Origin of the sequence: Streptomyces sp. NPDC059900, assembly GCF_050270335.1 — a bacterium.
Lineage (GTDB): Bacteria > Actinomycetota > Actinomycetes > Streptomycetales > Streptomycetaceae > Streptomyces.
In genome coordinates this window covers 1-4,365 of the sequence record NZ_JBNNJZ010000634.1, presented here as the reverse complement: position 1 = coordinate 4,365, position 4,365 = coordinate 1, and the positions used below count along the sequence as shown (strand labels likewise).

The window sequence follows — 4,365 nt, the reverse complement described above, 5'->3', positions numbered from 1 at the left end:
ACGGCCTCCAGTGGCTGGCCTACCTGCTGATCGCCTTCGGCTGGCTCCTGACAACAGCCGTCATCGCGGGTGTCACCCGCGCCCTGCAGAAGAACTAGCGCCGGAGCAGAGGGATGCAGGACCAGGGAAGGCAGCCGTTCGACGGGAAGAGCCCTCCGTGCTGCCTCAACCCGCGTGCAGCACCCGGAAGCGACCAAGCTCTGCCGGGTCCCGGTCGACGACCTGGATCGGTGCCTGCGCCCACTGCCAGACGTTGATGCCCTCCACGCGGGAGAAGCCGATGCGGCCGCGGGTGCCCTCGGCCGCCACACGCGGCCAGGCCGCGGCCGTGCGCGCCCGGTCCGTGCCGCCGCGGCGCAGTGCCTCCGCAAGGAGCGCGATCGTGTCGTAGCCCTCGTAGGCCACGAAGGACGGCTCGGCGCCCAGTCCTTCGCGAAGAGCCGCCCCGACGCGTGCGCCGAGCGGGGGCAGGTGTTCGGGCAGATAGCGCAGGAACGGGACTTCGGCGCCGTCGCCGCCCAGCAGTGCCGCCCATGCGGCGAACTCCGGCTGGCCCGCCGGAGCGCCGATCAGGACCCCGGCCAGGCGCCGGTCGCCGCGGACTGCCCTGACGATCGGCACCGCCGGTTCCGGATGACCCACCAGCAGAAGGAGTGCCGTCGCACCGCTGCCGGCGAGTTCCTCGCACAACGCCTCGGGGGTGAGCGCGCTCACGTCGAGTTCCATGACCGTGCCGCCGTGGGCAGTGAGGTAGTCCCGCAGGATGCGGATGCCCGACGCCCAGTAGACACTCGGCTGGGCCGCCACGGCGATACGTCTGTGGCCTGCCCCCAGAAGGAAGTCCGCGTAGACCTGCCAGCCGCGGGACTGCGGCGGGGACAGGCGCGCCACCCACTCCGTCGGATGGTCGGTGAGCGCGTCGAGAACCGACGACGAACACAGGAACGGCAGGCCGAGGGCGTCGGCCCGGCCGGCGGCAGCGCGCGCGACGACGCTGTGATACTCCCCCGCCACAGCGGCCACCCCCAGAGCGGCCAGCTCGTCCACGGCCGCCTCGGCCCTCCGCGGATCGGCCGCCGTGTCCCTGACCACCAGCTCGAGCGGTCGTCCGTCGATGCCGCCGGCCGCATTGGCCTCACGCACACCCAGTTCGAGCCCGGCCAGCAGATGCTCGCCCGCCTCGGCCCAGCCGGGCCGGCTCAACGGAGCGAGAGCACCGAGCCGCACTGATGGCTCGTCAGTCCGGGCTGCTCCAGGCGACGCTGGTGACGTACTCATGCGCTCATGTCTCCCGTGTGGCGAATGCAACTGCGGAGTGATCAATGCGCACATTGCATCCACCGCCGCCGCCTCCGGGCAACCCAATATCTGCACCGCCCGGCCAACTCCCCCGGCGGGAGGTGCGCAGCTCAGTCCGTCGGCGAAGGCTCCGTGGTGATCAGTCCCTGCCGGTAGGCGACGCCCACCGCCTCCGTACGGCTCGCCGCGCCCAGCTTGGCGAGGATGTTGGAGACGTGGACGCTGGCCGTCTTGGGGCTGATGAACAGCTCCTCGCCGATCAGCCGGTTGCTGCGCCCCAGCGCCAGCAGCCGCAGCACGTCCTGCTCGCGGGACGTCAGTACGGCGGCAGCATCCCTGGAGGGCACCGTCAGGCGGCCCCGGCGCACCAGCGCGTCCAGCTGTTCGCGCAAGAGAGTGGCGCCCAGGCGGTCGGCCTCCTGGCGCACCGCCTCAGCCTCGACGGCCGCCTCCTCGCGGCGATCGGCCGCCAGCAGCGCCTCGGCAAGCCGCAGGCGGCAGCGCGTGCGCTCGTACACGTTGCCGTACGCGAAGGCGGTCACCGCCTTCTCCCAGGCCGCCGGGTCCGGCCCGGAGACGGCGCGCGTCCACTCGGCTTCGGCGCGGGCCAGCCACGCCTGTCCCTCCGGACCCTGCGGTGTACCGTCCTCGCCGCGGGCGGCCGAAGCCCGCGCCTGCTCCACGAGGTCGGCCGCGCTCTCCGCCCGGCGCTTCGCCTCCTCCTCGTCACCGCGCATACGCAGCCGCGCCGCCGAGTCGGCGACCGCGGACAGCGCGAGCGCAGCCAGCCGGACCGTGACGTCGGGCGGTGTGCTCGCATCGCCGGTGAGCGCCTCGAGGGTGTGGCGCATCGCGCGCACCGCCTCCTCCGCGTCCCCGCGCCACGCGGCCCCATCGGTCCGTACGATGCCCGCGACCAGGGTGTTCATCCAGTCGAACGGCCCCTCAAGCAAGGCCCGGGCGCGCTCGACGGCGGTGAAATCACCGCGGGCAAGCGCCACGAAAAGGCCGGGCCCTGCGCTGCCCGCGCGCGACATCGCCCCGGTGTCCTCGGCCGCGTCACGCGCGCACTCGTCCCAGTGGCCGAGCGTGAACTGCACCAGCTGCCGCAGATACCGCATCTCCCGCGGATACGGCGAGGACAGCAGTCCCGAACGGCGGGCCCGCTCAAGCCCCTCGGCCGCCCAGCTCAGACAGCCCTCCAGGTCGCCGGATTCGATGCAGCCGACGGCCAGGTTGAACAGGGCGCGCATTTCCACCGGCGCGTTGCCCGACCGCTGCGCCAGCTCCCGCGCCTTGTGCAGCCGCTCCCTGCCCTGGGGGGAGCGGCGGTTGCCCGCCTTCCCGTGGAACGTCATCGAGATCAGGAGGTCGGCCCGCGCGTCGTCGACGCCCAGGTCCTCGGCGGCGAGCAAGGCCTGGCTGCCCACCCTCAGCGCGTCCTCGTCCTGGTCGTCGTCTCCCAACCGGGCGGCGACCATCACGTACGTGGCCGCCGCCCACACCCAGGTCGCCGAAGGGGGGTCGGCGGGGATCAGGGCGAGGGCCTCTCTGCTGTGGGCGAGGGCGGCCGGAAGGTTGTCGACGTTCAGCAGGTTCCCGGCGAGCGTGTAGCGGACCCGGGTGGCCAGCTCCAGGTCGGCGTCCTGGCCCAGACCTGCCAGCGCGGAGCGGGTCAGGGAGACGGCCCGGTGCGATTCCCCGGCGTGAGCGGCCGCCGCCGAGGCACGCAGCGTGAGTGTCACGGCGTCGGACCCGGCGGGCCGGACGGAGGCCTCGACCGCCGACCACAGGTCGAGGGCCGCCTCGATGTGCCGCAGTTCCTCGGCCGGAGCGCCGACGCGCTGGGCATGATCGGCGGCCTCCAGGGAAGCGGCGAGCGCCTCGGGCAGGTCGTGGCTCTCGCGGTAGTGGTGGGCGCGCTCGGCGGCGCTGCCCGACTGGCGGCCCCGCCCGGCGAGCAGGCGGGCGAACATGCCGTGCAGCCGGGCCCGTTCGCCCGGCAGGAGATCGGCATAGACCGCCTCCCGCGCCAGCGCGTGCCGGAAGGAGTACGTGTCACCGTCACCCGGTACGAGAAGCTGGCGCCCCACGGCCTCGCGCAGCACCGCCTCAAGCCCCTCCTCGGGCAGCCCGACCGCCTCCCGCAGCAGATCGTGGCCGACGCGGCGCCCGGCGACCGCCGCGGTGCGCAGCACCTGCTGGGCGGTGTCGGACAGCTGCTCGAAGCGGATGAGCAGGACGTCGGCCAGACCGCTGGGCACGCTGCCGGCCGGCGCGTCCGTGGCCGCGACCAGTTCCTCCGCGTAGAAGGCGTTGCCCTCGGCGCGCTCGACGATCCGGTCGACGGCGGCGTCCGGCAGGGGCTGGTCCCGCAGCGAACGCACCAGGCGGGCCACATCCGCGTCGGGCAGCGGTTGCAGTTCAAGGCGCTCCACGGCGGGCAGCCGCACCAGCTCGGCCAGCAGCGGGCGCAAGGGGTGGCGGCGGTGCAGGTCGTCCGCCCGGTACGAGGCGACCACGGCGAGCCGGTGGTCGTGCGGGCCGCCGGTCGGCCGCTGCAGGACGTTGCGGCTGAGCAGGAACCGCAGCAGGTCGCGTGAGGACTGATCGGCCCAGTGCAGATCTTCCAGGACGAGCAGCAGCGGGGCGATATCGGCCACTTCGGCCAGCAGCGCGGCCACGTCCTCGAAGAGCCGCAGCCGCCTGTTCACGTCACCCGCGGCGTCCGTGCCGCCGCCCAGCAGCCGCTCCGTCACCGGGTGACCGCCCAGGACCGGGGCGAACCGCTCGTCCGCGGCCAGCGTGCCCAGGATCTCGGTGAAGGGCAGATACGGCAGACCCACATCGCCCAGATCGACGCAGTGCCCGACCAGGACGGTCATCCCGGCCTCATTGGCCCGCCCGGCGAGCTCATCGAGCGCCCGCGTCTTGCCGACGCCGGCGTCCCCGGAGATCAGGACCGCGCGGGCCTCGCCTGCGCGGGCCCGCTCCAGCACCCCAGACAGACGGTCGAGTTCGTCTTCCCGACCGACGAGCTGGCTGGTGAACTGGGTGTTGGTGTGC

At 73.5% G+C, this 4,365-nt stretch carries 2 protein-coding genes; both read right to left on the bottom strand.

The window, feature by feature from the left end; translation table 11 throughout:
• Positions 1–165 precede the first annotated feature (165 nt).
• A complete protein-coding gene (locus ACQKIP_RS40860; RefSeq protein WP_365853700.1) occupies positions 166–1,278 on the bottom strand; it encodes an ABC transporter substrate-binding protein in 1,113 nt (370 codons plus the stop codon).
• A 131-nt stretch (positions 1,279–1,409) separates the two neighbouring features.
• A partial coding sequence (locus ACQKIP_RS40855; RefSeq protein WP_427745333.1) for a helix-turn-helix transcriptional regulator occupies positions 1,410–4,365 on the bottom strand: 2,956 nt, incomplete at its 5' end.

Coding starts and splice junctions, on each gene's coding strand:
- ACQKIP_RS40860 (WP_365853700.1), bottom strand. CDS start 1,278: ATGAGTACGTCACCAGCGTCGCCTGGAGCAGCCCGGACTGACGAGCCA.